This window comes from Paraburkholderia steynii, from assembly GCF_900100565.1.
Taxonomy (GTDB): Bacteria; Pseudomonadota; Gammaproteobacteria; order Burkholderiales; family Burkholderiaceae; genus Paraburkholderia; species Paraburkholderia terrae.
Genome location: NZ_FNDI01000001.1, coordinates 395,013 through 415,882, shown reverse-complemented (window position 1 = coordinate 415,882; position 20,870 = coordinate 395,013). Strand labels below are relative to the sequence as shown.

Genomic DNA, 20,870 nt, shown 5'->3' with positions numbered 1-20,870 from the left:
CTGATCACGCTGTAACGCTGCACTCATAAAACACGCCGTCCCGGCTTCGTTCACGCGAAGCCGGCAGGCACGGCTACGTCCTCACTTTGACGAAGGAACGCGTATGGCCATCAAGCAAACGGGCGACATCGCGGCGCAGCGCTTGTCGTCCGAACAGCTCTCATGCGAATTCGCCGACATTGCGCCGCTGCTCGATCCCACAGCCGCCGCAGCAGCCGCGAGCCGCTGTCACTACTGCTACGACGCGCCGTGTGTGCAGGCGTGTCCGACGCAAATCGATATCCCGAGCTTTATCCGCAAGATCGGCAACGGCAATCTGAAGGGCGCCGCGACCGATATCCTTTCGGCGAATCCATTGGGCGGCATGTGCTCGCGCGTGTGTCCAACCGAAATCCTCTGCGAAGGCGCGTGCGTGCGCAATCACCAGGATGCGAAGCCCGTCGCGATTGGCGCGTTGCAGCGTCACGCCACCGATTGGGCGATGGCGCGCGATGCCGTGAAGTTCACGCGCGCGCCGGATAGCGGACGGCATGTGGCCGTCGTCGGCGCGGGCCCGGCGGGATTGGCGTGCGCGCATCGTCTGGCTGTTGCGGGTCATCGCGTGACGATCTATGACGCGCATGACAAGGGCGGCGGCCTCAACGAATACGGCATCGCCGCGTATAAAACGGTCGATGACTTCGCGCAGCGTGAAGTGCAATGGCTGTTGTCGGTAGGCGGCATCGAATTGAAGACGGGTGTGAAGCTGGGCAGTGACGTATCGCTCGATTCGCTGCGTCAACAGCACGACGCCGTGTTTCTCTCGATCGGCCTGACCGGTGTGCGCGCTCTCGCACTCGAAGGCGAAGCACTGAACGGCGTGATGAACGCCGTCGATTTCATCGAGCAGGTACGTCAGGCGAGCGATCTCGCGACGGTGCCGGTTGGCCGCCGGGTGATCGTGATCGGCGGCGGCAATACGGCCGTCGATGCCGCCGTGCAAAGCCGCAAGCTCGGCGCGACGAGCGTGACGATGGTGTATCGGCGCGGCGTCGAGTCGATGAGCGCGACGTGGGCCGAGCGCGATTTCGCGCAGACGCAGGGCGTGACGCTCATCACGTATGCGAAGCCTGTGCGATTGATCGGCAGCGACGGAAATGTGACGGGCGTTGAATTCGAACGCACTGCGAGCGACGGCAGCGCGGAGCGCTTCACGCTCGAAGCGGACATGGTGCTCAAGGCAATCGGCCAGACGCTCGTGAGCGTCGGCCTCGATCACGAACTGTTGACGCTCGATCAAAGCCGCATCGCAGTCGACGCCGATCTGCGCACGTCGCTGGACAAAGTCTGGGCGGGCGGCGATTGCGCGGCATCGGGCGGCATCGATCTGACCGTGCAGGCGGTGCAGGACGGCAAGCTCGCGGCGGCATCAATCGACGCGGCGTTCGCGCTCGCCGCCGTCAAGGCGGCCTGAAGCGACAACGCAAGCACGCATCACGCGAAAACGACAAAACCGAATCCCCACGGAGCCGAACATGGCTGATCTTCGCTGCACGATTGCCGGCATTACTTCGCCGAATCCTTTCTGGCTCGCGTCCGCGCCTCCAACGGACAAAGCCTACAACGTCAACCGCGCGTTCGAAGCGGGCTGGGGTGGCGTCGTATGGAAGACACTCGGGCTCGACCCGCACGTGGTCAACGTCAGCTCGCGTTACGGCGCCGTGCAATGGAACGGCCAGCGCATGGCGGGCCTGAACAACATCGAGCTGATCACCGACCGGCCGCTCGACGTCAACCTGCGCGAGATCAAAGAGGTCAAGCGCGACTGGCCCGACCGCGCGATGATCGTCTCGCTGATGGTGCCGTGCAACGAGCGCGACTGGAAATGGATTCTCCCGCTCGTCGAAGACACGGGCGCCGATGCCGTCGAACTCAACTTCGGCTGTCCGCACGGAATGAGCGAGCGTGGCATGGGCTCCGCTGTCGGCCAGGTGCCGGAGTACATCGAGATGGTCACGCGCTGGGTGAAGGAAGGCACGAAGCTGCCGTGCCTCGTGAAGCTCACGCCGAACATCAGCGACATCCGCATGGGTTCGCGCGCCGCATACAAGGGCGGCGCGGACGGTGTGTCGCTGATCAACACGATCAACTCGATCGTCGCTGTCGATCTCGACCAGATGGCGCCGATGCCGACTGTCGATGGCAAGGGCACGCATGGCGGCTACTGCGGCCCGGCTGTGAAGCCGATCGCGTTGAACATGGTCGCTGAAATCGCGCGTGATTCAGAGACCCCGGGCTTGCCGATCTCTGGCATCGGCGGTATTTCTACGTGGCGCGACGCGGCCGAATTCATGGTGCTCGGCGCGGGCAGCGTGCAGGTGTGTACGGCAGCGATGCACTACGGCTTTCGCATCGTCTCCGATCTCGCGGACGGCCTGTCGAACTGGATGGACGAAAAAGGCTACGCGACGCTCGACGACATTCGCGGCCGCGCGGTGCAGAACGTGACGGACTGGAAGTACCTGAACATGAAGTACGACATCAAGGCGCGCATCGATCAGGACAAATGCATCCAGTGCGGCCTCTGTCATATCGCCTGCGAAGACACCTCGCATCAGGCGATCACACGCGAGAAGGACGGCAAGCGTCATTTCGAAGTGGTCGATGCGGAATGCGTCGGGTGCAATCTTTGCATGCATGTGTGTCCCGTCGAGCAATGCATCACGATGGAGCGCGTCGATAGCGGCGAGTACGCGAACTGGACCACGCATCCGAACAATCCGGCGCGAGTCGTTGCGGACGCAGCTGAAACAACGCACGCACAGGAACACGCGGCAAAAGCGGCCTGAACTTCAACAATCAAAGAGCGATCAAGTGGAGATCCATCGATGAAGCAGACAGCGCAATCCGCCGATACGACTCACGCCGGCAGCAGTCTATACAACGAAGACCTCGCGCCGACGGGCCCCGCGCAGCGCACGTGGAAGTGGTATCACTTCGCTGCGCTTTGGGTCGGCATGGTGATGAACATCGCGTCGTACATGCTCGCGGCCGGTTTGACGGAAGAGGGCATGTCGCCGTGGCAGGCGGTGCTGACGGTATTGCTCGGCAACCTGATCGTACTGGTGCCGATGCTGCTGATCGGACACGCGGGCGCGAAGCACGGCATTCCGTACGCGGTGCTGGTGCGCTCGTCGTTCGGCACGCAGGGCGCGAAACTGCCCGCGATGCTGCGCGCGATCGTCGCGTGTGGCTGGTACGGCATCCAGACGTGGCTCGGCGGCAGCGCGATCTATACGCTACTCAACATCCTGACGGGCAACGCGCTGCACGGCGCGGCGCTGCCGTTTCTCGACATTTCGATCGCGCAGCTCGCGTGCTTTCTCGCGTTCTGGGCCTTGCAGATCTACTTCATCGTGCATGGCACCGATTCGATCCGCTGGCTCGAAAGCTGGTCGGCGCCCATCAAAGTCGTGATGTGCATCGCGCTGGTGTGGTGGGCAACGTCGAAAGCGGGCGGTGTCGGCTCGATGCTGTCCGCGCCTTCGCAATTCGCGCCGGGCGGCAAGAAAGAAGGGCTTTTCTGGATCACGTTCTGGCCGAGTCTCACGGCGATGGTCGGCTTCTGGGCGACGCTTGCGCTCAACATTCCCGACTTCACGCGTTTTGCGAAGACGCAGCGCGACCAGATCGTCGGCCAGTCGATTGGGCTGCCCGTGCCGATGGCGTTGCTGTCGGTGATCTCGGTGGTCGTCACGTCGGCGACGGTCGTGATTTACGGCAAGGCGATCTGGGACCCGATCGATCTGACCAGCCGCATGACGGGCATCGGCGTCGGCGTTGCGCTGATCATCCTCACGCTCGATACGATGTGCTGCAATCTCGCGGCGAATCTGGTCGGCCCCGCGTATGACTTTTCGAGCCTGTGGCCGAAGGGTATTTCGTATCGCGCGGGCGGGATGATTACCGCGACTATCGCCATCGTGATGATGCCGTGGAAGATTCTCGCGACCACGCAGGGCTACATCTTTACGTGGCTCGTTGGCTATTCGGCGTTGCTCGGGCCTGTTGCGGGCATTCTGATGGTCGATTACTTCTTCATTCGCGGCACGCGGCTCGACCAGCGCGAACTGTTCGACGAGAACGGTGAATACAGCTACACGGGCGGGTGGAACATCGCCGCTGTCGTCGCGCTGGTGATCGGCGTGCTGCCGAATCTGCCGGGCTTTTTGCATACCGCATTTCCCGCGTCGTTTCCGAATGTGCCCGCGTTCTTCAATACGCTTTACACGTATGCGTGGTTCGTGGGACTGGCGCTCGCCTCCATCGTGTACGGCACGTGGATGAAGATGCGCCGCAGTCCCGGTGCGAGCATGGCGAGCGCGTGAGTCACACACGACCCGCGCGGTTCTGATGAATTAATAGAGGAGGCACCCGATGACAACCCTGATTCGCGGCGGCACGGTAATCGATTCGGACCGCACGCACAGAGCCGACGTGCTGATCGCGGACCCGCAGGACGGCGGGACGATCCTGCAGATCGAACGCACGATCGATCCGCCCGCGGGCGTGAACATCGTCGATGCGCACGACCAGTATGTGATGCCAGGCGGCATCGATCCGCACACGCACATGGAACTGCCGTTCATGGGCACGACGGCCAGCGACGATTTCTATACGGGCACGGCGGCAGGCTTGTCGGGCGGCACGACGAGCATCATCGACTTCGTGATTCCCAGCCCGAAGCAGCCGCTGATGGATGCGTTCAAGGAGTGGCGCGGCTGGGCCGAGAAGGCATCTAGCGACTACGGCTTTCATGTGGCCGTGACATGGTGGGACGATTCCGTGTATCGCGACATGGGTACGCTGGTGCATGAGCATGGCGTGTCGAGCTTCAAGCACTTTATGGCGTACAAGAACGCGATCATGGCTGACGACGAAGTGCTCGTGAACAGCTTCTCGCGTTCGCTCGAACTCGGCGCGCTGCCCACCGTTCACGCGGAGAATGGCGAACTCGTATTCCAGTTGCAGAAGCAGTTGCTCGCGAAGGGCTTCAAGGGACCGGAGGCGCATCCGCTGTCGCGTCCGCCCGAAGTGGAAGGGGAGGCCGCGAATCGCGCGATCCGCATTGCCCAGGTGCTCGGCGTGCCTGTGTACATCGTGCATGTGTCGTCGAAAGAAGCCGTCGAAGCGATTTCGCGTGCGCGTAACGAAGGGCAGCGCGTGTTCGGCGAAGTGCTGCCGGGGCATCTGGTGATCGATGAATCGGTGTATCGCGATCCCGACTGGACGCGCGCCGCCGCGCACGTGATGAGCCCGCCGTTCCGCACCAGCGAGCATCGCGAGGCTTTGTGGCGCGGGCTGCAATCAGGCCAGTTGCACACGACGGCCACCGACCACTGCGTATTCTGCGCGTCGCAGAAGGCGATGGGCCGCGAGGACTTCACGAAGATTCCGAACGGCTGCGGCGGTGTCGAAGACCGGATGTCGGTGTTATGGCATGAGGGTGTGAACCAAGGGCGCATCACGCCGAACGAGTTCGTGCGGATCACGTCGGCGAACGCCGCGCAGATCTTCAACCTGTATCCACGTAAGGGCGCGGTGCAGGTCGGCGCCGACGCCGATCTCGTCATCTGGGACCCGGCGGCGACGAAGACGATCTCGGTGAAGACGCATCATCAGAAGGTCGACTTCAACGTGTTCGAAGGGATGACGGTGCAGGGCGTCGCGATGCATACGTTCACACGCGGCGCGCATGCGTGGGCCGATGGCGATCTGCGCGCGCAACGTGGCGCCGGGCAGTATCTCAAGCGTCCGCCGAACGCCGCCTATTACGATGCCGTGCGGGTCGCGAACAAGCTGAAGGAGCCGCATCCCGTCGAGCGCTAACGGCGTTGGCGTACACGCTTTGTCGCGTTGCAGCACGCGCGGCCGCCCCGCATTTTCGCAGCGGGAGCGGCCGTTTTCGTTTTCGGGTATGCTTTCGCGCCTCGTGGCAGGCCACATGCGACATGCGGGCAACAGTAAGGCCCCATGGTCTGCAGGGGTTTGGCCTGCCACCGTATACTGCGCACAACCCAAGAAATCGGTCCGGTTTATTCCGCCTCGGCATATGAATAAGCCTTCAAATGCGTTGTGGAAATAAGGACCGTTTGCTACAGTCCGCCCACGCTGCCGGACGGGTGTTCCTGCAGACAACACGCAAAACCGGACAAAACGAACCTCGGAGCACACTCTATGAAGTCGATTCGATCCCTTCTGCTGATCGGCCTGTTGCAAGTCGCAACGGCGACGGCCGCATTCGCCGCTGACGACCTCGCGAAGATCAAGTCCGCCGGCGCCTTCAAGGTCGGTACGGAAGGCACCTATGCGCCGTTCACGTACCATGACTCGTCGAATCAGTTGACGGGCTTCGACGTCGATATTGCCCGCGCGATCGCGGCCAAGCTGGGTGTGAAGGCAGAGTTCATCGAAGGCAAGTGGGACGGCCTGATCGCCGGTCTCGACGCGAACCGCTACGACGCCGTGATCAACGAAGTGGCCGTGACCGACGCGCGCAAGCAGAAGTACGACTTCTCGGACCCGTACATCGTGTCGCACGCCGCGCTGATCGTGGCCTCGAACAACACCACGATCAAGAACTTCGACGACCTGAAGGGCAAGAAGTCGGCCAACACGCTGACCAGCAACTTCGGCAAGATCGCCGCTGCGCACGGCGCGGAAGTGATCCCCGTGCAAGGCTTCAACGAATCGATCGACCTGCTGACGTCGGGCCGCGTCGACGCGACGGTCAACGACTCGCTGTCGTTCCTCGACTTCAAGAAGCACAAGCCGGATGCGAAGGTGAAGATCGCCGCCATCGATACCTCCTCGGACAGCTCGGACCATTCGGCCGTCCTGATCCGCAAGGGCAATCCTGATCTGCAGGCCGCCATCAACAAGGCGCTGGCAGAGATCAAGGCCGACGGCACGTACGCGAAGATCTCCGAAAAGTACTTCGGCAAAGACGTTTCCAAGTAAGCGACAAGGCGAGTCTGAATCATGCCTGCATGGTTGCACCTGATGGGTGAATCGCTGTGGCCGCTGCTTTATGCGGGCCTGGTGTTCACCGTGCCGTTGACGCTCGTGTCGTTTGCGATCGGGATCGCGCTCGCGTTCATCGTGGCGCTGGTCCGGCTGTTTGGGCCGGGCTGGTCGGTAGCGATCGTGCGCTTCTATGTGTGGCTGTTTCGTGGCTCGCCGCTGCTGGTCCAGCTGTTCGTCATCTTCTATGGCTTGCCGAATGTCGGGATCGTGCTCGATCCGCTGACGGCCGCCATCATCGGCTTCTCGCTGAACGTCGGCGCGTATAACTCGGAAGTGATACGCGGCGTGATCGAGTCGATCCCGAAAGGGCAGTGGGAAGCGGCTTATTCGATGGGCATGACGCGCGGCCAGGCGCTGCGCCGCGCGATCCTGCCGCAGGCGGCGCGTGTCGCGCTGCCGCCGCTGTCGAACTCGTTTATCGCGCTCGTGAAGGACACGTCGCTGGCCGCCGTGCTGACCGTGCCGGAAATTTTTCAGGCCGCGCAGCGGATTGCGTCGGTGACTTACGAGCCGCTCATTCTCTATACGGAAGCCGCGCTGATCTATCTGGTGTTTAGCTCGGTGCTGTCGTCCGCGCAGGTGCGCCTCGAACGCCGCTTTGGCCGTCACGCGCTTTTCACGTCGGGTAACTGAACGATGATCCGCCTCGAAAAAATCGAAAAGTATTTCGGCGATCATCGCGTGCTGAACAGCGTCGATCTCGCGCTCGCGCAAGGCAACGTGACGGCGCTGATCGGCCCGTCGGGCAGCGGCAAAAGCACGCTGCTGCGCTGCGTGAACCTGCTCGAAATTCCCGAAGCTGGCTCGCTGGAACTCGGCGACCAGCGTATCCAGTTCAGCCGCACGGAGAAGCCGTCGAAGGAAGCCGTGCTCGCGATGCGTCGCCGCACAGGGATGGTGTTCCAGAACTTTCAGCTGTTCCCGCATCGCACGGTGATCGAGAACGTGATGGAAGGGCTCCTCACCGTGCAGAAGTGGGACCGCGAACGCGCGCGAGTGCGCGCGCTCGAATTGCTGGAGAAGGTCGGCATCGCGCACAAGGCCGATGCGTGGCCTGTCACGCTATCGGGCGGTCAGCAGCAGCGCGTCGCGATTGCGCGCGCGCTTGCGCCTTCGCCGGAAGTGCTGCTGTGCGACGAGCCGACTTCCGCGCTCGATCCGGGCCTTGCCGCCGAAGTGGTCGAAGTGCTGCGCCAACTTGCGAAAGAAGGCATGACGATGCTGATGGCGACGCACGATCTGCGGCTCGCGGCATCGATCGCGCGCAACGTCGTGTTTCTGAGCAACGGCTCGATCGTCGAGCAAGGCCATTCGCGTGACATCTTTACGCGGCCGCAGCAGCCGGAAACCGCGAGCTTCGTGTCGACGCTCACGCAGAGCCTGCCGGATAGCTGGGAAGACTGAACGGCTGTCTGTCGTGCATCGTTGCAAGGGCGCCTGCGAGTGCCCTTGTTTCTTTCCGGCGCCCGCGCTTCATGCTGGCTGCGGACAGCTACGCTACAATGGCCGTCGCCCCGAATGATGGAAGATCGATGAAGACCCGCACTCCTGTTATCGCCTGCTGCATGGTTGCCGCCGCTTTGTCCGCGGGCTGCGCGGCCGTGTACAAAAACACGAGCGCATGCGAGCAGACGATGCGGCAGTCGGCGAGCGAGCTTTCCGGCCGCGACACGCTGAAGGTGACACACGCGGGTTCGGGCATTCATGGCAGCCGCGTGGTCGTCGAAGGCACGCTCGAGCATCCGCAGACGGCTTCGGAAGCCGCCGTCGCGAAGCCGCCCAACACCAACATCCTGGAAGCCGGGTTGCTCGCGCCCGTGGTGGCCGCGATCGCGAAGTCCAAGCCGCCAACCACCGCGGTGCCCGCCGCAGCCGAATGCACGTACGATGCGAACGGCCAGCAGAGCGCGTTCCGCTGGCTGGCGCCGGCACGCCTCGCGAAAGACACGACGCCCGACGACGGAACGCACTCCGACGAGTGATGCGGGCGGTGTCTCTTCGGGGGCACCGTTGCGGCAGTCCCGCCCACGTTTGCGCCATGTTGCAATGCACGCACTCCCGCCATGCTAGGATTTCCGCGTGCAATGCAGATGTCAGGAGGGCAGCATGGACGGCTTCGTCAGACATCAGATTGAAGGCGCATCCGTCGATATCGACGTAGTGCCCGTCACGCCGCGCGGCTACTGCGCGCGCTTTCGCATCTTCCGCGACGCGGCCGACAAACCCGAATGGCATCAGGTCCATGTGTCCGGCAGCGTGTTCGATACCCCTGAAGAAGCCGAGGAAGCCGCACGTTCAATGGCGCTCGAACAGGTATTGGCGGGCGGCGGCTCGTAGCGCGGCCCGGTCTCGTTGCCACCAGGGCGCGTAGCCCGAATTCTTTCTCGCCGGTTTTCGTCCGGCCCGTTCGCGCACTGTCGTCGCGCGCTTTCCTTTGCTTATCGCCGGGTTCGCTTCGTGTGGCTTGCATGGCCGCTCGACGCGCGTCGCTCCGCCGCTCGAAGAATTCCGACTTTGGGAGTTTTCTTGTATTGACGGTTGAACCGTCTCCGTAGGATTTGCCTGTCGTAACCGACATCGAAGAAGTGTCGGTGCGTAGGAGGCATCCTTGCGGATGCGTAGGCGCAATCGTTTTCAAATGCTGCGACCATATTGTTTCGGTATGCGAAGCGAGTGCGCTACGTCCCGCACGTTGCCACATTTTGGGGAGAGAGGTTGTTACCCGTACCAAGGTTTTGGATGAGCAATTTGCAAAGTGGAACAGGTGTTGGATGTGAGCGGGCTTCTTCGCCGGGTCGCTGCACGAATGGGCGTTTCGCACGACGCGGGTATGCTGGCATGGCCGTCGCGATCAGTGTGGGCACGATGGCAGCGGCGCCGCAGGCGGTGCGCGCTGCTTCCGTCACCGACTACATCGCGGTGAGCAACAACGTAATGACGGGCGCGCCCACTACGGCAGCGAACACCCTGAACACAATGGCCATCGGGCCGTCCGCGAATGCGTGGGGCGACAATGCGCTGGCTGTCGGAGCCGGGGCGGGCGCGGCGCGCACGGGATCGACTGCGATCGGCTCGCTATCGGCTGCATTGGCTGTGAACTCGGCGGTGATCGGTTATGGCGCGTCGACAGGCTTCGATGCGGACCGGGCGGTGTCGATCGGCTATATGGCGACGGCGGACGGCAGTGACTCACTCGGGCTCGGTTCGTTTTCAATCGCAACGGGGCAGCGCTCGCTCGCCTTTGGCTTCAACGCCTTTACCGGTTCGAACGCCGCAGACAGTCTGGCGCTGGGATCGAACACCCTTGTCCTCGTAGACGGCGCTGTCGCGTTGGGCGCGAACGCGAAGGCCGACCGGGCGAACACGGTGTCGGTGGGCAATGCAACGCTGCAACGCCAGATCGTCAACGTCGCGGCCGGCACGGCCAACACGGACGCGGTCAACGTCAGTCAGTTGCGGGACGCTGTGTCGTCAGGTTTGGCGGATGCCGTGACGTATGACTCGTCCGCGCATGACGCCGTCACGCTGGGCGGCGTGACAGCAGGTGCGCCCGTGCGGCTCGGCAACGTGGCCAACGGCGCAGTCGATGCTGCCAGTCACGACGCGATCAACGGTAGTCAACTGTATGGGCTGAGCGCAAGTGTTGCGTCGGCGCTAGGCGGCGGCGCGTCGGTGTCGCCAGATGGAACGGTCGTGGCGCCGACCTATCGCGTCGGCGGCAGCGTGTTTCGCAATGTCGGCGACGCACTCGGCAATCTCGATACCCGGGTTACGACCAACACCAGTGCGATCAACGACCTCAACATCGCACTCGGCAACGTGATCAACAATGGCGTCGAGCCGCGCTACTTCCACGCCAATTCGACACTTGCCGACTCGCTGGCAACAGGCGCGGAGTCCGTCGCGATCGGCGGCGGCGCACAGGCCGCGTTTTCGAATTCGGTCGCGCTCGGTTCGAACGCGGTGGCGGATCGCGCCAATTCGGTGTCGGTGGGATCGGTGGGTAACGAGCGGCAGATCACGCATGTCGCCGCGGGTACGGCCGACACCGACGCGGTCAACGTCGCCCAGTTGAAGCAGGCGGGGCTCGTTGACGGCAATGGCCATATGGCGAGTGCGGTGGTCTATGACAACACGGACGGCCAGGTCGACTACGCGAATGTGACCCTCGGGCAAGGTGTGGCGGGCGGCACCGTCATTCACAATCTGGCCAATGGCGTGCTTGCTGGCGACGCCATCAACCTCAGTCAGTTGAACGACGCAATGAACCGGGTCATCAACGTGCAAACGGCGTCTACGCCATTCGTGAGCGCGAATGGAGACGCCGCGACGGAAGCCGCATCCGCGACAGGTACGCATGCTACGGCGGTAGGCGCAGCCGCCGTCGCGAATGGCGATCAGTCGACCGCGATCGGCGGCGGCGCGCAGTCCAATGCTGCCGCAGCGACGGCCGTAGGCGCACAGGCCGTCGTCAATGGCGCAAACGCTTCGGCGTTCGGCGCGAGTAGCCAGGCCACTGCCAGCGGTTCGGTTGCGCTCGGCGCGGGCTCGGTGGCGGATCGGGCGAATACCGTATCGGTCGGTCAGGCGGGCAGCGAGCGGCAGGTTGTCAATGTCGCGCCCGGCACGCATGGCACGGATGCCGTCAACCTGAACCAGTTGAATGCGGCTGTCGATCAGACCTATCAGTCGATCAACGATCTCGACCGAAGCACGCGAAAGGGCATTGCGTCCGCTTCTGCCTTGCAGATCGTTACGCCCTATCTGCCAGGGCGCACGACGCTCAATGCCGGTGTCGCCGGCTATCGCGGCCAGGCGGCATTCGGGCTAGGCGTGTCGCGCTGGAACGAGAAGGGGACGATCAATCTCAATGCAGGCGTAGCGTCGTCGGGCAGTAACAGCACCATTGTGCGTGCAGGTATCGGCATCGTGCTCGGCAACTGACTCCGGTGAGCTGGCGCGGGTGTCCGTCTCTTCGACACCCGTGCCAAACATCGCGCTACGACCGCTCATCAACCGCACGTGAGCGGCAGGTTCAAAACGCGTAGAACGGTCCCTTGCCAGCGGAAGTCAGTCGCGATTCGATCGCGGTGTAGACGCGCCGTCCGAAGAAGAACGGCAGCCCCCAGTCGAACGCGTTCGAGGGGCCGCCAAGGTTATTGAACGCATAGTTTTGGGTGGCAAACAGCGTTTGCGCGTTGGCAATCGAAAATGCCGGCGCAGCTGATGCACCGTTGGTGCCCGTCACCGTCGCCGTCAGCGATTGCGTCGAAGCGGGGCACCACCAGAAACCGCAACGCGCGAGCGTCGTGCTCGGGAAGAACAGGCCGTTTGAACCGCTGTCGAAAAAGCTTTGTGAATAGGGTTGTCCGTTGAGGGAGGTTGTCACATAGCCACTCGTCGTGTTGGCCTTCAGCACGGTCGCGTTGCCGAGCGTGTTGTTGGCCTGCGTGCCGATGCCGAAGATCATCGATCCATTCAACGTCGCCGCGCCGTTCGGACCCACGGCGGGCAGGTCGAGCACGATGCCGTTGTTGTCGAGCGCAAACTGGCTGATGGGGTTGGCCACCTGTTGAGCAAGGGGCTGCCTGGTCGATGTACATGAGCCCGTCGGGTCGCACGCATAGTACCAGCGAGGCAAGGCCGACGTGATACAGCCGCCGCCGCAATCGGCGGAAAACAGGCCGACGCCGAGAATGCCGTTCACGCGCAGCGCGCTGGGCGTCATCATCGGCAAGCCTGAAGCGGCGCAGTCGGACGGCACCGTCGGGACGGAAGGGTCGGCGATTACCTGGATCGCGATGCCGGGCGCGAGCTGGCTGGCCATGCGGACATCGGCTGTGCGTACGGCGCCCCAGGTAAAGCCCGTGCCGAACACGCTGCATTCCCCGTTGAGCGTGTTGGCTGTGCCCGCAGGCGGTGTGGCGGGCACGGCTGGCAGCTCGAGGCTCGCCGGCAATTGTGAGGCGAGCACGCGCAGGCCCTGCGAACCCGTATCGACCTGCACGTTGTCGATCGTCACGCAATTCGACGTACCGGGCACGCATACCGTCACGCTCGTCGTGAGCATGTTGCGGGTCTGCGTGGGCGTCGACGTGACGACCACGGGATGAACGTTGGGGATCGTCGATTGCTGCACCGTCGCGACGGGGGCGCTCGCGGGCGCGGGCGCGCTGGCCGATGGTGTGCTGCTGGCCGTTGCGCCAGGCGAAGCGGGTGTTGACTGGGGCGAATTGCCGGTCGTGTTCGTCGTGCTGGAACCGCCGCCGCCGCATCCCGCTAATGTGGTCAGTGTGGCGAGCGTAACGATCGTGCCCTGCGCAAAACGAACTGCACCCATCAGTACGTTATTCATGGGAAATCCCGTCAGCGCAGATCGGCGAGCGAAACGTCGGCGGGAAGGGCAGCCGGCAGCCACGCCCGACCGACATAACTGCGCATCTGTCCACCCGATTCAACGATGACGTCCGGTTGCTCGACGCGCGACGCATGAAGAAGTCCCGTCGCGTCGAACTGTTCCGCCGCCTTCGCGCGATACCGTTCTGCATACGGGCCTAGCATTCGCGTGAGGTCCGGCATGGTCGGGCCTTGCCACGCGTAGGCGAAGATCAAACCGTCGCCAGTCGCGTACTCGTTGATGGTCGTGCCACCTGCATCGACGCTCGAACGCACCCGCACTGCGCTGCCCGGCAAAACGCGCTGTGTCGGGTTGCCGGTGACCTGGGACGCGGGCATCGTGCCGCCGAGCTGGGCGCGCGCGTCGCCGGCAGCGAGCGTGTTCGCGCACAGCGCGAACACGACGGATGTGGCGATGGCGGTCGCTGGATGAGTATTGTTGAATGACATATGGCAACTCCCTCGGACCCTCGGGTTTCTTTTTGAGATCGTTAATTCAAGATAGCACCGGGGTTTTGAGATGAGATTTGCGACCGCAGAAACGTCGCGTGCGCGTCTCAAAATGCGACATCCCGACCATGCACATTTAGTTCATGGGAATCAATGACATAGAGCAAGTCGATTGAGCGTTTCCGTTGCCCAAAACACTGTGTCGGAATGTTAAATATCAAGCCAAAAACCGTTCCAAAATGCAGACTTCCCGGTTCATTGTGAGATGATGCGTGCGGTTTTTTGCGGCGCGGGGGCGGCCGACGCGGAAGTTCGCAATTCGAACACCCGACGCAGCAGGCGGACGGGTCAATCAGGCCTCGATTGAAAGCAAAATGACGCGCGGTAAGCCGCGCTTTTTGCACTTCGTGTCGCCGGGCCGGTAAAATGATGGGTTAGTCCACGGACTTGCCGTGGCTTCCGTGGCTTATAGGAAGGATTCCTGGAACATGACTGAACTTCGTCTCACCAAGCGGTTTGCAGCATTGCTGATGGCAGGCGGTCTGGTCGCCGGCTGCGGCACGTCGTCGCCGAACAAGATCGACTACAAGAGCGACTCGAAATCGAAGGAAGTGTCACTCGCTGTTCCGCCGAACATGCTCGAGGAAACCGCAGACCAGCGTTCGCTGCCGCCGCAAAGCGGTCAGACCTCGCTGTCCACGTTGCAGCAGGTGCAAAGCGATGCGCCGACCGCGGCAGTGGTCGCACCCGCCGTCAGCGGCATGCATATCCAGCGCGACGGCACGGAAAGCTGGCTCGTGCTCGACAACCAGAGCCCGGACAAGGCGTGGCCGCAAATCCGCCGTTTCTGGCAGGAACAGGGCTTTCTGCTCGTCGTCGACCAGCGCGACAAGGGCGTGATGGAGACGGACTGGAACGAAACGCATCCGTCCATCAACGACGGCCTGATCCGCAGCACGCTGTCGAAGGCGATGGGCAACTCGTACGTGACGGCCGAGCGCAACAAGTACCGCACGCGTCTGGAAGCGGCGCCGAACGGCGGCACCTATGTGTTCATCAGTCAGAAGGGCCTGCGCGAAGCGCTCAGCGGCGCGAACAACGACACGAGCAAGTGGGAACCGAAGCCGAATGATCCCGCGCTCGAAACCGAATACCTGAAGCGCCTGATGGCGACGCTCGCCAAGAACGACACGGGCACGCGTACGGCAAACGCGGCGGCAGATGTCTCGCCGGCCGGCTCGCAAACGCCGCCTAACGCGGCGGCGGGCGGCGCGAAATCGGCGGCGGCCGCAACGGCTGCGCAGAACGTCGCGCTGGCCGGACAAACGCCTGTGCGGGATCCTTCGTCGGCGGATACGTCGGCGCAGTTCTCGTCGACGGAACTGACGCTGGGCGAGCCATATGACCGCGCGTGGCTGCGCGTCGGTCTTGCGCTCGACCGCAGCAATTTCACCGTCGACGACCGCGATCTCACGCGCGGCATCTACTTTGTCCGCTATGTCGATCCGAAGGACATGACGTCGGCCGAGCAGGGCTTCTGGAGCCAGGTGTTCCACGGCCGCAAGGAAAAGGTCGCCAAGCAGTATCGCGTGAACGTGCGCGCGGTGACGCCGAACCAGACGCGTGTTGCCGTCGTCGACGACAAGGGCGACGTCGATTCGTCGCCGCAAGCAAAGCAGATCATGTCGCTGATGGTTGATCAGTTGCATTGACGCTGATGGCCGCGCGCCTCGCGCGGCCACGCAAAAAGCCCGCGTGACGGACATCGTCACGCGGGCTTTTTTTATGGCGTCGCATTTTGCCCGACAGCTTCTTCCAGTCGAAGCGAAGCGCACGTGCATGCGTCTTGCTCGGACGTCGATCAGGCCAACATGAAAAGGAGACCGGCCATGTTCGACGTCATGCCGTACTGGATGTGGGTTGCGAGCCTGATCGTGCGTGCTCGCGGTGATGTGCGGCGCAGCGCTGTCGTTCGAACCTTCGAAGTTTCGCGCGGCGCGCCGCGGACTTCACGGACTCCGCAAACTCCATTGAGCATGATCCACGCTGGGCCGCGCTCGAGTCGCGGCCCGCGCGTAACGCGCGCCACACCCGGCGGCCGGCAGCGCTCTCACTTTCGATTCTCCACACCAAATCAAACACTTGTGTGAACAACGCGCCGCGCGTGATTGGCGCGCTTGCTGCTGTCAACTGTCCCGAACTTGACGAAATAGCTCGCAAAGCCTGATGCAGTCTGGATTTGCGGGAAGTTTGACCGTACATCTGTCCAGGCTTTGCGCCCGCTGCGGATCGATGTGCTTATCGCCAGATATGGACGGGCGTCTGCCAGCGCCCGTCTCGGTGGCCCCGTCGCCGATCGTCGTAGGGCGGCGGTTTCGCCCGCGCTTCATGGTTGGAGCGCGGGTCATCTTTTGTACTGCCGCCGTCGCCGCCGTTACCAGGAAGCGCAGCGAAGAGCAGGCCAGCGAATCAGCAACGCTCGTTCACGCCGCGTCCGCCGAAGCCTGGAATGCGCTTGACTACGCCCGTTGCGAGCGCGGTGCCGATGAGAATCACCGCACAGCCCTCGATCATGCCCATCGACACGTGCTCGCCGAGAAACAGCGCACCCCACAGGATGCCGAAAATGGGGATCACGAACGTCACGGTGATCGCACGCGCGGGACCGGCGACGGCGATCAGATGGAAGAACAGCATATAGGCGATGCCCGTACACGCGACGCCCAGCGCGATCACCGAGCCCCATGCATTCACGGACGGCGCGACCGCGGGCCACGTCGCCACGGCCAGCGGCAATACCACGATCGTCGCGCCGATCATCGTGCCCGTCGCGACCGTGAGCGCGTCGACGCCCGTCAGATGCTTCTTCGTGTAGCTGGCCGCGATGCCGTACAGCAGCGTCGCGCCGAGCGCGGCGGCGGCCGCGAGCGCCGTCGTGGCGGGAGAGATGTTAGTGCCGCTCGGCGTGGCGATCTGATCCCAGACGAGCATCAGCACGCCCGCGAAACCGATCGCGAGACCGATAGTACGCAGCACGCTCAGACGGTCCTTGAGCCACACGAAGGCGACGACGGCGCCCCACAGCGGCGTCGTGGCGTTGATCACGGAGGTGACGCCCGCCGACAGCGTGATCTCCGCATACGCGAACAGACAGAACGGCGCGGCGGAATTGAGAACGCCGACCACGAGCAACGGCAGCGCGCGCGTGCCCAACGTCGCCGCCGACTCGCGCAACGGACGCCGCGCGACGAGCACGACCAGCAGAAACAGCGCGCCGATGCCGACGCGTAGCGCCATCAGCGGCGCGACCCCGAAGTCGCTCACGCCAACGCGAATGAACAGGAACGACGCGCCCCAGAGGGCCGCGAGGATGAGAAGCTGGAGGATGTTGACTGGATTCATCGTGAAGGTGTCGCGCGCAGTTGAGTCGCGATGCGTACGCATGCTAACACCGGGATTACGCGCGTCGTTTCACGATGAGATGAAACAGCAAGAATCGACAATCCGCCTGTCAGGATTGACGCTATCAGGCGGGCGCGCGTGCGCGGCGCCCGCTCTGGCAACGCCCAGGCGTCAATGCGGAATCATCCATTGCAGCACGTTCTGCTGCAGCCACACGAGAATGCCGAGCAGGACGGTCAGCAGGATCGAATGCTTGAACGTCTTCGCGAACACGAAGCCTTCCTTACCCTTGAGATCGGTCGTGGCGACGCCTGTGGCAATGTTCTGCGGCGAGATCATCTTGCCCATCACGCCGCCCGACGAGTTGGTCGCGGCCATCAGCACCGGGTTCAGGTTCAGCTGATTCGCTGCAACCACCTGCAGGTTGCCGAACAGCGCGTTGCCCGACGTGTCGCTGCCCGACAGGAACACGGCGACCCAGCCGAGGAACGCCGACACCAGCGGGAAGAACGCGCCCACGGACGCCACGCCGAGACCCAGCGTGTAGTTCATGCCCGAATAGTTCATCAGGTACGCGAGGCCGACGATGGTCGCCACCGTCAGGATGGCGATGCGCGTCTGCACCCATGTATCGACGATCGCGCGGCCGAAGTCCCCGGGTTTCAGCTTGACGACGAACGCCGTGATGAGCGCCGCGACGAGAATTGCGGTGCCTGTCGCGAGCGGCTGGAAGTCCCAGATCGCGCCATACGGCGCGTTGTAAAGCGTGATGAAGACGGCCTTGTCGAGACCCGGCCACGGCACTTTCACGTCGCCGATCATGAAGATCTTCGCGATCGTCCAGATGATGACGACAGCCGACACGATCAGCCACGGATACCACCCCTGCGCGCCCGTGATCTTGCCGCGCGTCTCGTTCACGCGATCGACATTGATGGCGAACGCGGGATCGGCAGCGGGGCGCCAGACGCGCAGGAAGGCAATTGTCAGGATCAGCGAAACCAGTGAAGACAGCACGTCCGTCAGGCTGTAGTTGATGAAGTTCGACGTGAGGAACTGCGTCAGCGCGAAACTGCCGCCCGCCACCAGCAGCACGGGCCATACGCGCAGCATGTTGCGAAAGCCCGCGTACACGCCGATCACGTAGAACGGCAGCAGCAGCGCGAAGAACGGCAACTGGCGGCCGACCATTTTGGCGAGGGAATCGACGGGCAGGTGGGTGACCGCGCCGAGTACCGTGATCGGCACGCCCAATGCGCCGAACGCGACGGGCGCCGTGTTGAAGATCAGCGTGAAGGTCAGCGCTTCGAGCGGCGGGAAGCCGAGCAGGATCAGCAGCGAACTGGTGATCGCGATCGGCGTGCCGAAGCCCGAAATGCCTTCGAACAGCGCGCCGAACGAAAAGCCGATCACGACCAGCACGATGCGCCGGTCGTTCGGCAGATTGTCGATCATCCACATGCGGAAAGCGGCGAAGCGGCCCGAATACTGCGCGATGTTGTAGAGCAGGATCGCGGTGACGACGATCCACATCACGGGCCAGCAGGCAAACACCGCGCCCGCCGCGACGGAATCGAGCGCGAGTCCGACGGGAAAGTGCCAGCCGACGATCGCAATCAGCAATCCGACGACGAGACCAGCCAGCGAAGCCTGCCACGCCGGGCGACGCGCCCAGCCGAGCAGCACGAGCACGACGAGAATGGGCAACGCAGCAACGAGGAACGATGGCAACAGCGAGTTGCCGATAGGAGTCAGAAACTGGTGGAACATCACGTCTCCATCATTGTTATTCGATTCGACGCGAGGACTGCACCTACGCGGCGAAGCGGCAGGGCTGGACGGATGAAAGCGGCGTAGCGCGGAGTGGGGAAGCTGGGGAACGCGCGACGTCGGATCACGCAATTAAACAGATGTTGCACAAGCAACCGCCAGCATAGAGCGCTGGCGATTTCAGTCAAGCAGGGAAAACGAAGAAGGTTGTTGCGGGAATAGAAGTGGGTGCTGAATCGTAGCGTGGGTCTTTGTTGGCGTATCGTTAGCGTTCGTTGGCGTATCGTTAGCGTTCGTTGGTGTCCACGGAACCGGGCGCGCGTGCTTCGACGCGTGCCGCATTCGATACGGCTCAGTGCGAGCGCCCGTGGCCGCCGCTAGCCCAGCTGTTGCCGCCGCCACCCCAGCCGCCATGACCGCCGCCCCAGCCAGCATGGCCACCGTTCCAGTTGCCGTGGCCGCCGCCCCAGTAACCGTGTCCGTTGCCGCCCCAGTAGCCATGGCCGCCCCAATAGCCGCGATGTCCCCAGTAGCCATAGTGGCCGCCGCAACAACCGCCCCAGTAGCCGAAGCTCAGCGAGATCGACGGTCCCCACCAGCCGGGCCAGCCGTAGTAGGGATAACCGTACGGATAGGCAGGATACGCGACAGGGTAATAGGCAGGCGCGGCGTAAGCGGGTGCAGCGTCATAGGCTTGGGCGGCCGGATAAGACGCGCTATCGCCGGGCATCGTGAATTGCGCCTGCGCGTAGGCTTGTGCGGGATCGCCGGCCGGATAGCCAGGTCCGACGGGCATCTCTTGCTGCGTTGCCGCCGTCGGCACGGTGGGGTAAGCGGGGTAGGCGGGATAGTACCCGTAGCCGGGATAGTAGCCGTACGGCGCATAGTAGTAGCAGCCGGACAGCACGCCCGACAGTGCCAGCGCTGCAACGGCGCTGGCGGCGCGCATCGTTGCATCGAGCGGATTCATGACGTGCTCCTGATGATCTCCAGCGCCCATTGATAGCGCGCTTATCCATTGAGCTTACGTCAGCATTTCATCGTACACGTCACAAAGTGGTAACGGCGTGTTTCATGCACGATCAATGAAAGGACATGTCCGGCGCGTACGTGCGCGCCGGACTTTGCCCATCTCCCTTCGGCTTTGAATTCCCGCGCCCGCAACTTCGCCGGCGCGGTATTCGAAGCCGTTTGCCTGCATCGCCTTCGACGGCGATTTGTCGTATTTCATCTTCCGTGCGAATCGCTCGATATGAGCGCGCTCGCACTTCATTCAATGGTTCGCGCTACGTCACTTGCCGACCTGGTTGCCGATCACGCCGCCGACGGCCGCACCACCCAGCGTTGACAGCGCGTTGCCGCCGATCACCGCACCCGCTGCGCCGCCCACGCCCGCGCCGATGGCCGTATCGCGTTGCCGCGTGGTCATGCCGTCGCATGCGGAGAGACTTGCCACCACGGCTATGACGGTAGCCAGCGCACCGATTCGATGGAAGGTTTTCATGATTGCGTCTCCCTGATGTTCGTATCGACGGGACTCGCAAATCGCGGTCCCGATCTGGTGATTCGATGGTATCGCCGGGTGCCGTTTCTGTTTGTATGGGCTTGTCAGTAAAGTGTCGGTTTCGTAATCAAATGTTTCGGGGGTGGTTTTTGGTTTCGGGGTTGGTTTTTGCTGTCGCATTCGCTTTCGCTTTCGCTGGCATCCGCGATTCGTTAGCGTGCTTCACGCGTCGCCCCTGTGCGGGGCGGCACCTACTTTTCTTTGCCGCCGCAAAGAAAAGTAG

At 63.0% G+C, this 20,870-nt stretch carries 17 protein-coding genes; 11 read left to right on the top strand and 6 right to left on the bottom strand.

Annotation, left to right across the window (positions count from 1 at the left end; translation table 11 throughout):
- Positions 1–103: 103 nt before the first annotated feature.
- From BLT65_RS01890 to BLT65_RS01845, 10 genes are all read left to right on the top strand, one after another.
- Positions 104–1,453 (top strand): NAD(P)-dependent oxidoreductase, encoded by a 1,350-nt coding sequence (locus tag BLT65_RS01890; protein WP_091774328.1) that lies wholly within the window; start codon positions 104–106, stop codon positions 1,451–1,453.
- Between the two features lie 61 nt (positions 1,454–1,514).
- Positions 1,515–2,828: an NAD-dependent dihydropyrimidine dehydrogenase subunit PreA gene (preA, locus tag BLT65_RS01885; protein ID WP_091774326.1), complete on the top strand. Its 1,314-nt coding sequence runs from the start codon at positions 1,515–1,517 to the stop codon at positions 2,826–2,828.
- A 39-nt stretch (positions 2,829–2,867) separates the two neighbouring features.
- Positions 2,868–4,367: an NCS1 family nucleobase:cation symporter-1 gene (locus tag BLT65_RS01880; protein WP_091774324.1), complete on the top strand. Its 1,500-nt coding sequence runs from the start codon at positions 2,868–2,870 to the stop codon at positions 4,365–4,367.
- Positions 4,368–4,416: 49 nt separating this feature from the next.
- Positions 4,417–5,868: a dihydropyrimidinase gene (gene hydA, locus BLT65_RS01875; RefSeq protein ID WP_091774322.1), complete on the top strand. Its 1,452-nt coding sequence runs from the start codon at positions 4,417–4,419 to the stop codon at positions 5,866–5,868.
- 348 nt (positions 5,869–6,216) lie between these two features.
- Positions 6,217–6,999, top strand: coding sequence for an amino acid ABC transporter substrate-binding protein (locus tag BLT65_RS01870; protein ID WP_042311329.1), 783 nt, complete (start codon positions 6,217–6,219; stop codon positions 6,997–6,999).
- Between the two features lie 21 nt (positions 7,000–7,020).
- Positions 7,021–7,698, top strand: a complete 678-nt coding sequence (locus tag BLT65_RS01865) for an amino acid ABC transporter permease (protein WP_007585514.1) — start codon at positions 7,021–7,023, stop codon at positions 7,696–7,698.
- Between the two features lie 3 nt (positions 7,699–7,701).
- Complete coding sequence (locus BLT65_RS01860; RefSeq protein ID WP_007740224.1) at positions 7,702–8,469, top strand: amino acid ABC transporter ATP-binding protein; 768 nt, start codon at positions 7,702–7,704, stop codon at positions 8,467–8,469.
- Between the two features lie 128 nt (positions 8,470–8,597).
- Positions 8,598–9,047, top strand: coding sequence for a hypothetical protein (locus BLT65_RS01855; protein ID WP_042311361.1), 450 nt, complete (start codon positions 8,598–8,600; stop codon positions 9,045–9,047).
- Between the two features lie 124 nt (positions 9,048–9,171).
- Complete coding sequence (locus BLT65_RS01850; protein WP_007585520.1) at positions 9,172–9,402, top strand: hypothetical protein; 231 nt, start codon at positions 9,172–9,174, stop codon at positions 9,400–9,402.
- Positions 9,403–9,903: 501 nt separating this feature from the next.
- Positions 9,904–12,009: a YadA family autotransporter adhesin gene (locus BLT65_RS01845; protein WP_091774320.1), complete on the top strand. Its 2,106-nt coding sequence runs from the start codon at positions 9,904–9,906 to the stop codon at positions 12,007–12,009.
- A 91-nt stretch (positions 12,010–12,100) separates the two neighbouring features.
- On the opposite strand, the gene BLT65_RS01840 is transcribed toward BLT65_RS01845, so the two are convergent.
- On the bottom strand, positions 12,101–13,420 hold the full coding sequence (locus BLT65_RS01840; protein ID WP_091774318.1) for a DUF3443 domain-containing protein: 1,320 nt from the start codon (positions 13,418–13,420) through the stop codon (positions 12,101–12,103).
- Between the two features lie 11 nt (positions 13,421–13,431).
- Positions 13,432–13,911, bottom strand: a complete 480-nt coding sequence (locus BLT65_RS01835) for a DUF2844 domain-containing protein (RefSeq protein WP_091774316.1) — start codon at positions 13,909–13,911, stop codon at positions 13,432–13,434.
- 488 nt (positions 13,912–14,399) lie between these two features.
- Between BLT65_RS01835 and bamC the strand changes: the two genes are divergently transcribed.
- Positions 14,400–15,623, top strand: a complete 1,224-nt coding sequence (gene bamC / locus BLT65_RS01830) for an outer membrane protein assembly factor BamC (RefSeq protein ID WP_042311338.1) — start codon at positions 14,400–14,402, stop codon at positions 15,621–15,623.
- 757 nt (positions 15,624–16,380) lie between these two features.
- Here the strand turns inward: bamC and BLT65_RS01825 are convergent.
- The 4 genes from BLT65_RS01825 to BLT65_RS01805 form a co-directional block, all read right to left on the bottom strand.
- Positions 16,381–17,355 carry a DMT family transporter gene (locus tag BLT65_RS01825; RefSeq protein WP_091774314.1) on the bottom strand — a complete coding sequence of 325 codons (975 nt, stop codon included), beginning with the start codon at positions 17,353–17,355 and terminating at the stop codon, positions 16,381–16,383.
- Between the two features lie 129 nt (positions 17,356–17,484).
- Positions 17,485–19,083, bottom strand: coding sequence for an L-lactate permease (locus tag BLT65_RS01820; RefSeq protein WP_091774312.1), 1,599 nt, complete (start codon positions 19,081–19,083; stop codon positions 17,485–17,487).
- Between the two features lie 352 nt (positions 19,084–19,435).
- The gene (locus BLT65_RS01815; protein WP_091774310.1) at positions 19,436–20,053 is read right to left on the bottom strand and encodes a hypothetical protein; all 618 of its coding nucleotides are present in this window, start codon (positions 20,051–20,053) and stop codon (positions 19,436–19,438) included.
- Positions 20,054–20,374: 321 nt separating this feature from the next.
- Positions 20,375–20,587 carry a glycine zipper 2TM domain-containing protein gene (locus BLT65_RS01805; RefSeq protein ID WP_091774306.1) on the bottom strand — a complete coding sequence of 71 codons (213 nt, stop codon included), beginning with the start codon at positions 20,585–20,587 and terminating at the stop codon, positions 20,375–20,377.
- Between the last annotated feature and the right edge of the window lie 283 nt (positions 20,588–20,870).